The following is a 7,942-nucleotide window of genomic DNA, read 5'->3' on the forward strand; positions in this document are numbered from 1 at the left end:
GGTGACGATGAAGTCCAACGCGCCGTAGTTGAGCCCCAGCGCCCCCATCAGCGCCAGCACGCGCATCCGCACCAGCTCGGGCAGCGCATGGGGCCGCCACGCGTCGATGAGCGCCACCCCCTCGCGGCGCCAGTCCTCCTCCGCCCCCGGCTTCGCCTGCGAGTCGATGGACGCCGCCATCACCCGCTCGCCCACCACCGTCACCCGCAGCTCCAGGGCCTTCACCACCCGCTCCTGGAAGGTCATCGGACACAGGTCCAATCCCTCCAGATGCTCCAACTGCTTCCCATCCAATGGCGTGGTGAACACCACCTGCTCCTCGCCCCGCTCACCGTAGACGGCGAACGACGCCATCATCTTCGTCACCACACCCCCGGGACAGCTCCGGGCGAAGGCGCGCACCGCCTCCGGGTCGTTGGTCATCAGGGTGCGTGGCACCTCCAATCCCAACGCGCGGGCCAGCTTGAGCTGAAGCGGCTTCTGCTCCGCGCGCCGCACCACCTCGAGGGCATCCATCTGGAACACGCCCAGCGCCGCCATCATCCCGAGCACCACGCGCCGGCTCTCCTCGATGGAGGGTTGGCGAAGCTGGGGATCCACCTCGGGCGGGATGCGCAGCCCCGTCGCGTTGCGGCGATACCAGACCGCGGAGACCTCCGATAAGTCGAGCACCCCCGCCCTCCCGGAGATGCGCCCGCCGCCCCCTTCATCGAGCGAGAGCTGGAGCTCCGTGGGGAACAGGTCCGTGTCGAACCGATAGACGCGCTCACCCCGGGCCTCCAGGGCACGGGCCACGGCACGGGGGGACTCATTGTCGGTGGAGTGGGTCACGATGAGGATGGCCATGCGTTCTCCTGCGAAGGGTGTCGGGGGGCGGCGCCCTCGTCGAGGAGCGCCTCGGCCAGGGCCGCGGCGATGGGCAGGCCGAGCTCGTGCTCGAGCATCCCCCACTCGCCCCCGGGGTTGACCTCTAGGAAGACGTGCCGTCCCTCGGGTGTGACGATGAGATCCACCGCGCCGTACACGAGCCCCAGCGCGGCGACCAGGCGCGCCAGGCGCTCGGCCACGTCGGCGGGCAGCTCACCAGGCTCCCAGCGGCACTCCTGGGGCCCCGCCCGCCTCCAGTCCACCCGACCCATCACCGAGCGCGAGGCATCAATGGCTCCCGTGAAGCAGCGCCCGCCCACCACGACCACGCGCAGCTCGCGCCGCTTGTCGATGCGCTCCTGGAATACCATGGGGCTGTGGCGCAGCCCCTCGAGCGCCTCGAGGTCCTCGCGGCCGATCGCGCTCGTGTACACGAAGGGGTTGCCCCCCTCCATGGACTGGCTCAAGGGCGTCAGCATCTTGGCCACCATCCGGCCCTCGACCTGCTCGAAAAAGGAGCGGACCCGGGCCGCGTCATTGGTCACCAGGGTGCGGGGCACCTCCAGCCCCAGCGCTTGAGCCAGCCGGAGCTGGCGCGGCTTGTTGTTGGCGGCCTGCCCCGCCACCAGCGGGTTGATGAAGCGACAGCCCCGCGCCTCCAGTCCCTCCAGGAAGCCCTCGAAGGCCGCCAGCGACTCACGCACGCAGCCCTCTCGCCAGGAGGGCTCCAGCGCCTCGTCGAGCCGGGGCAGCACCATGCGCCGCACCCACACCGCGCGAAGCGCCTCTCCCCTCAGCTCGCCATCGGCCGTGCGCAGCGCCACCTCCTCGCCCATCCGCCCCAGCGCCGTCGTCAACTCCAGCTGCGCCGGAAAGCCCTCCGTGTTGAGGCGCAACGGATGCGCCCCCCGCCGCGACAACTCCCGCGCCACCCGATCAACCGTGTAGTAGTCGCCGCCGTGGGTGAGGAGCAGGACGATGTCGCGAGCGGGAAGCATGGGTCCTCGGAGGGGTTGGGGGAGAGCTAGCGGCAGCTGTCCTCGTTGTCCGAGGGGTACTTCAGGGTGGTGGCGACCTCGTCACTGTCCGAGGGGTACTTCTCGGTGGTGGAGACCTCTTCATGGTCCGAAGGGGCCTTCCTGGTGAGCGAGGAGGGGCGAACGCCGCCCGCCACGTGCTCGAGTTCCTGCGCCTCCAGCAAGCGCGCGAAGAACGGCTTCCTTCCCTTCTGGGCTGTGGTGTCCTTTTCGTTCTTCTTCATGTCCGACCTCCTTGTCGGGTGAGCCCGAGGGCTCAATGGAGGTCGAGTCCGTGAAGAGCGGATGTGACGCTTCTCACCGGGTCCGCCAGGGGGGCTGTCTTCAACCTCGCCCGGTGAGCTGCCGGCTCACTTCCGCGAGGAGCCGATCGATCTCGAAGGGCTTGCGCAGGAAGGCAGCGGGCTTGCAGTCCGCGGGAATGCTGGAGCGGGGCATGGCACTCATCATGATGACCGGGATGTCCCGGTAGGCCGCGTCGGCCTGGAGGGCCAGCAACAGCTCGCGCCCATCCATCACCGGCATCATGTAGTCGAGCAGGATGAGGTCAGGCCGCTTCTCGTCGATGCGCTTGAGACCGTCCTTCCCGTTGCGAGCGGTCAGGACGGCGAAACCCTCTTCACTCAGAAGGTCATGGAGCGCATCGGTGATGCCGACCTCGTCGTCCACCACCAGGAGGGTCTTCACGGCTACCGGCTCCGCTTCCTGAGCAGGCCCTTGCGCTTGGGCTTGGGCTTGAGGGGGCTGGCCAGCTTCGCATCGCCCGTCAGGACGGACTCGGCGCTCTCGAAGGTGTCGGTGAGCTCGATGCCTCGGGACGTGATGCGGTACTCCTGGAGGGAGGAGTCGTAGTCGCTGTCGCGCACCTTGACGATCGACAGCATCCGGTAGACCCGCGAGCGCAGCTCCACGAAGCGCAGGAAGAGGATGTTCTCGACGAGGCTGGAGATGCCGCTGATTGGCAACTTCACGTCGGAGGTGAACATGTCCTGCAGTTCGCTGGTGTAGATGGTGGTGACACCCAGCACCCGCAGCTCGTTGGTGAGCGCGGCGAGGAAGTGGCTGATGCGGTCGGGATGGGCGGCCGCCCTCTGGAAGCCGTCCACCCCGTCGATGAAGAGTCGCTTGATGCCGTGCTCGCGCACCGCCGTGAGGAGCTTGTTGCCGAGCCCGTCGAGGATGCGCTCGGTGGGCGGGTGCCACAGCATGTGGAAGACGCCCTGCTGGTGCTTCTTCTCCAGGTCGAGCCCCAGCGCGCGGGCCTTGAGGAAGATGCGCGGCGGCGTCTCGTAGAAGCCGAAGAGGAGACCCGGCTCGGACTTGCTCGATTCATCGAGGAAGTGCAGCCCGAGCGTCGTCTTGCCCGACCCGGTGGAGCCGAAGAGGACGGCGGTGGAGGCGCAGGGCAGGCCCCCGTGGAGCATCCGGTCCAACTGGGGGACTCCCGTCGAGACGCGGTCCGTCTTGCAGGGGTCCTCACGGGAGGGCTCCTGCAACATCGCTTCGAGGCGCGGGAGCACCACGATGCCGTCGCGGGTGATCTGAAAGGCGTGGCCGCCGCGCAGGTAGCTGCTGCCCCGGAACTTCTTCACCTCCAGCTCACGCTCCGCACGCCGATCCATCCGGTTGTCGTGGAGCTCGAGCACGCCGTCCACCATGGTGTGCTCGGGCCCCACCGGCTCCGCGCTCGCGCTGGTGAGCAGCAGGACGGTGCAACCCAGGAAGCTGACGTGGATTTGAAGCTCGTGGATGAACTTCTTGAAGTCCCTCTTCGTCGCGGCGCTCTCCTCCACCGCCACGAGGCCGTCCACCACGAGCAGGGTGCTCTTGCTCGCCCGCACCTCGCGCCGGAGCACCTCCACCAGCCCCTTCAAGCCTCCCTCTTCCAGCGTGCCGAAGGCGCTCAGGTAGGAGATCTGCTCGGGGATGCGGGACGTGTCGAAGAAGCTGAGCGGCTGGAGGTTGAAGATCAGGCGCTCGTGCGTCTCCGCCAGCAGCGTGGTGTAGAGGACGCGGCCACCTTGCGCGGCATGATGGAAGCACATCTGGTTGGCGAGGATGGTCTTCCCCGCGCCCGGGCGACCCTGAAGCATGTACACGCCCTGACGCAGGAAGCCGCCGTGCAGGACGTCGTCCAGGCCCGGCACGCCCGTGGGAACCCTGTCTTGGGATCGCTCGGTTCTATCCATCTCGTGGAAGCCTCACGGTGAAGGTCGTTCCCTCGTCGGCGCTCGACCGCACGCGGATCCCGCCGCCGTGCGCCTGGACGAGGTGGTAGGTGATGTGAAGACCGAGGCCCATGCTGCGGCCTCCATCCGGCCTCGCTCCACTGCCTCGCTGAAAGGGCTCGAACAGCCGGGGCATGTCCTGCGCGGCAATTGGAGCCCCCCCGTTGTGCACCTCGAGCACGGCGTCCTCGCCCTCGCCCCACGTGCGCACCCGGACGGGAACGTCCTCGGTGGTGTGCTGCAACGCATTGCCAACGAGGTTCTGCACCACCTGTGCGAGGCGGTCGGCGTCCCAACGGCCCTGTACCTCCCCGACACTCTCCACCACCACCTGACGCTCGGGCCGTGTGAAGAGCACCTCGTCCACCACCTGGGTCACGAGGGAGTGGAGGTCCACGGGCTCGCCGCGCTCCACCCCGATGCCGCCAGCCAGACGGACGCGGGTGAAGTCGAGCAGGTCGTTGATCATCCGCAGGGCCCGGTCCGAGGAGCTGAGAATGCGCTCGAAGGAGCGGCGCTGCCGCGTCTCCTGCCCCACCCCCTTGAGGCCGTGCGCCGCGGAGAGGCGGATGGCCTGGAGGGGGTTGCGCAGGTCATGGCTGACGATGCCGATGAGCTGCTGCTCGAACTCGGCGCTCCGGCGGGTCGTCTCCACATGACGCAGTGCATCTACGAGTTCGGCCTCGGTCCGCATCTGCTGGCTCACGTCCCGGAAGAAGACGGAGATGCCCCCGACCTGGCAGGGGTAGGCCCGCACCTCCGTCCAGACGTCCAGGGAGGCATGGTGCTCGACGAACCGCACCGGCACGCGCTCCTGCATGCACCGGTGGTACTCCGTCCAGGTCTTCGTGCTCGGATCCTTCGTCTCCGGCCAGACCTCCCAGAACACGCGCCCCAGGGTCTCGCCTCGACGCTTGTGGGACATCCGCTCCTGGCTCGCGTTCACCAGCGTGATGCGCCAGTCCTCGTCGAGGGCGAGAAAGGCGTCGCTCATGGATTCGAGGGCATCCACCGCCTGCGACATCCGCCGAGCGGAGCCCTCCGGCTGGAGCGGACCGGGAGCTGGCGAAGGTGCTGGGGCTGGGTTCTCCACGAAGATTGCCATACCACGTGCGCCCCGACCCACAACGTCGGTCCCACGAGATGTCGCGCGACGTACAGACGCTCCCGCGTCCTTCTTCTCCGGGTCGACACGAAGGGGAGGAGTGCTCAGTCCCGGTGGCCCAGTGCCTTGTCCAGGTTGTACGCCGCGCTGATGAGGGACAGGTGCGTGAGGGCCTGGGGGAAGTTGCCCAGCGCCTCGCCCGCCGGACTCGTCTGCTCCGCGTACAGCCCCACGTGGCTGGCGAAGCCCAGCATCCGCTCGAAGATCAGCCGCGCCTCGTCCAGCAGCTCTGGCTTCGTCACGCTCGCCCGCGTCATCGCCTCCACCAGCCAGAAGGTGCACAGGTTGAAGGTGCCCTCCTTGCCCGACACCCCGTCCGCCGTCGCCTCCACGTCGTAGCGGAACACCAGTCCGTCCGACGTGAGGCCTCCCTTGGCCGGCGGCTGGCGCAGGGCCTCCAGCGTCGAGAGCATCCGCGGGTCCACCGGCGAGAGGAAGAACACCAGCGGCATCAGCAGGTTCGCCGCGTCCAGCGCCATCGACTCGTAGGACTGGATGAAGGAGCCCCGCTCCGCGCACCAGCCCTTCTGCATGATCTCCTCGAAGATGGTGTCGCGCGTCTGGAGCCACCGCGCCCGGTCCGCCGGGAAGCTGCGCTTGTCCGCCAGCCGGATGGCGCGGTCCACCGCCACCCAGCACATCATCTTCGAGTACACGAAGTGCTGCTTGCCCCCTCGCACCTCCCAGATGCTCTCGTCCTTGTCCCGCCAGTGGTCGCACACCCAGTTCACCAACCGCCGCAGGTGGCTCCAGAAGTCATAGGAGATGGGTGCCCCGTGCTTGTTGTACAGGTACACCGAGTCCATCAGCTCGCCGTAGATGTCGAGCTGGAGCTGGTGCGCCGCCCCGTTGCCGATGCGCACGGGCCTGGCGCCCCCATAGCCCGCCAGGTGCCACAGCTCCTGCTCCCTGGGCACCTCGCTGCCATCCAGCGAGTACATGAGGGGCAGCGGCTCGCCCTCGGGCAGCTCCGCGATGCGCTTCTCCAGCCAGCGCATGAAGGCCCCCGCCTCCTCCTTGAAGCCGATGCGCAGCAGCGCGTACACCGTGAAGGCCGCGTCGCGGATCCACACGTAGCGGTAGTCCCAGTTGCGCACCCCTCCCGGGGACTCGGGCAGGCTGCACGTGGGCGCCGCCACGATGGCCCCCGAGGGCTCGAACGTCATCAGCTTGAGCACCAGCGCCGAGCGCTGCACCGTCTCGCGCCACCGTCCCGTGTAGGTGCACTTCGCCAGCCAGTGCCGCCAGTAGTCCACCGTGGAGCGGAACAGCGCCTCGGAGGACTCGTGCCCCAGCACCGTGTCATGACATGAGTCCGGTGCGCCCTCGCGCAGGCTGAACACCGCCGACTGGCCCTCGTGCAGCGTGAAGCTCCCGGTGACCCGCTGGCCGTCCGTGTCCAGCTTCACCGACGTGGCCAACGTCAGGTTCAGCGTCTCGGAGAGGAAGCTCGCCCCGCCGTGGAGCAGCCGCACCGTGTGCGGATCCCTCGCGTAGTTGAAGGCGGGCAGGCACTCCAGGTGGAAGGTCATCTGCCCGCGCACCACGCGCATGCGCCGCACCACCTCGCGCATGCGGTGCTCCTTGCCCAGGGGCATGAAGTCCACCAGCTCCCCCACCCCGTCCGGCGAGTAGAAGCGCGTCACCAGCACGTTGGTGTCCGGCCAGTAGAACTGCTTGTGCACCACGGCCGACCCGTCGAGGTCGGGGGCGATGCGGAAGTGGCCCCCCTTCTCCGGGTCCAACAGCGCCGCGAAGACGCTCGGGCTGTCGAAGTGGGGGAAGCACAGCCAGTCCAGCGTGCCGTCCGTGGCCACCAGCGCCACCGTGCGCAGATCCCCAATGACCCCGTGGTCCTCGATGGACGCTGGCCGCCCCATAGGCTCTCCCTCCTGTCGAAAAGAACTCGGGGGACGCCCGCTCTCGACGGTGCGTCCCCCGGTGTCATCCTTCGAGTCGCTGAAGCCTCTCAGCTCGAGAGGACCTCAGCAGATGCTGCCGACAGTCCCGTTGGCGCAGTTGTTCGGGCTGGCGACATCCGCGCCGGTGCTGGTGACCCAGTCGCTGTACCCGGCGCTGGGCACCTCGTAGCCAATCCAACCCCTGTTCAAGCCGTAGTAGTAGACCTCGCCCGCGCCGATGCCGCCGGTGATGGTCTTCTTGATGACGTTGGTGTAGTTGAACCCGGTGGCCGGGTTCGTCTTGTTGGCGAGGAACTGGATCTGGTACGTCTGGCCGCCAGAACCCTCGTGCCAGGACTGGCAGTCACCGCAGGCGCCACCGCCGGTCTCCCGCTGCGCATCGATGTAGAGGTTGACGTTGACGGTCGTGGTGATCGCCGTGTCGATGTAGCGAGGCATGAGCTTCGCGCCGCCCCAGTCCCCGGTGTCCTTGGGCGCCTGGTAGGCGTAGCCCTGCGGGGTAGGGTCGTTGTTCCACTGGTGCCGGCAGTCGGTGGGCACACCCGTCGAGCCGCACTGCTCGTCGCAGTACTGCCCGCCGGACAGGTAGGCCCACGAGGTGTCCTTCCACAGCCGGATCCACGAGCCGTCCGCGGTCATGGACTCGTAGTCGGCACCGGAGTTGTTCTTGACGTACATGAACTGCTTGCGGCCCGAGCCGTCGTAGCCCTTGGGGATGAACCA

8 protein-coding genes are annotated in these 7,942 nt (G+C 68.0%); all 8 read right to left on the minus strand.

All coding sequences use genetic code 11. The features are described from left to right. On the minus strand, window positions 1–846 hold an 846-nt coding region (locus VF794_RS19680), incomplete at its 3' end, for an MvdC/MvdD family ATP grasp protein (protein ID WP_331112641.1). Then, window positions 828–1,865: an MvdC/MvdD family ATP grasp protein gene (locus tag VF794_RS19685; protein WP_331112643.1), complete on the minus strand. Its 1,038-nt coding sequence runs from the start codon at window positions 1,863–1,865 to the stop codon at window positions 828–830. The genes VF794_RS19680 and VF794_RS19685, both read right to left, overlap by 19 nt. A 26-nt stretch (window positions 1,866–1,891) precedes the next feature. Continuing rightward, window positions 1,892–2,128: a microviridin/marinostatin family tricyclic proteinase inhibitor gene (locus VF794_RS19690; RefSeq protein ID WP_331112645.1), complete on the minus strand. Its 237-nt coding sequence runs from the start codon at window positions 2,126–2,128 to the stop codon at window positions 1,892–1,894. A 100-nt stretch (window positions 2,129–2,228) separates the two neighbouring features. Beyond that, complete coding sequence (locus VF794_RS19695) at window positions 2,229–2,591, minus strand: response regulator (protein ID WP_331112647.1); 363 nt, start codon at window positions 2,589–2,591, stop codon at window positions 2,229–2,231. Window positions 2,592–2,593: 2 nt separating this feature from the next. Then, complete coding sequence (locus VF794_RS19700; protein WP_331112649.1) at window positions 2,594–4,051, minus strand: ATPase domain-containing protein; 1,458 nt, start codon at window positions 4,049–4,051, stop codon at window positions 2,594–2,596. A gap of 34 nt (window positions 4,052–4,085) precedes the next feature. Next, window positions 4,086–5,126: an ATP-binding protein gene (locus VF794_RS19705; protein ID WP_331112650.1), complete on the minus strand. Its 1,041-nt coding sequence runs from the start codon at window positions 5,124–5,126 to the stop codon at window positions 4,086–4,088. Between the two features lie 215 nt (window positions 5,127–5,341). Continuing rightward, a complete protein-coding gene (locus VF794_RS19710; RefSeq protein WP_331112652.1) occupies window positions 5,342–7,177 on the minus strand; it encodes a glycoside hydrolase family 15 protein in 1,836 nt (611 codons plus the stop codon). A 105-nt stretch (window positions 7,178–7,282) separates the two neighbouring features. Then, window positions 7,283–7,942: hypothetical protein (locus tag VF794_RS19715; protein WP_331112654.1), on the minus strand; the 660-nt coding region annotated here is incomplete at its 5' end.

The organism is Archangium sp. (genome assembly GCF_036389735.1).
Classification (GTDB): domain Bacteria; phylum Myxococcota; class Myxococcia; order Myxococcales; family Myxococcaceae; genus Archangium.

Coding starts and splice junctions, on each gene's coding strand:
- VF794_RS19685 (WP_331112643.1), bottom strand. CDS start 1,865: ATGCTTCCCGCTCGCGACATCGTCCTGCTCCTCACCCACGGCGGCGAC.
- VF794_RS19690 (WP_331112645.1), bottom strand. CDS start 2,128: ATGAAGAAGAACGAAAAGGACACCACAGCCCAGAAGGGAAGGAAGCCG.
- VF794_RS19705 (WP_331112650.1), bottom strand. CDS start 5,126: ATGAGCGACGCCTTTCTCGCCCTCGACGAGGACTGGCGCATCACGCTG.
- VF794_RS19710 (WP_331112652.1), bottom strand. CDS start 7,177: ATGGGGCGGCCAGCGTCCATCGAGGACCACGGGGTCATTGGGGATCTG.